A 231-nucleotide genomic window follows, 5' to 3' on the forward strand; every position below is an offset into this window, starting at 1 on the left:
TCCGATCGTCACCAACGCGCTGACCCACGGCCTGAGCGTGGTCGCCGATCTGTTCGCAGGCCCCGGAGACGCCGTAATTCTGCCGGACAAAAACTGGGAAAACTACGAGCTCACCTTCTCCGTCCGCCGCGGAGCGGAACTGGTCTACTACCCGCTCTACGACGCGGACATGAAGTTTAACGCAGCCGGCCTGCGTGATGCCGTCCTGGCGCAAAAGGAAAAAGGCAAGGC

General features: G+C 61.5%; 1 protein-coding gene. It reads left to right on the top strand.

Features of this window, described 5'->3' with window-relative positions; genetic code table 11:
* The coding region (locus LD028_RS09630; protein ID WP_237811688.1) for an aminotransferase class I/II-fold pyridoxal phosphate-dependent enzyme at nucleotides 1-231 on the top strand (231 nt) is incomplete at both ends.

The sequence above is a fragment of the Anoxybacillus sp. LAT27 genome (genome assembly GCF_022030075.1).
In the GTDB taxonomy this organism is placed as follows: Bacteria; Bacillota; Bacilli; order Bacillales; family Anoxybacillaceae; genus Anoxybacillus; species Anoxybacillus kestanbolensis.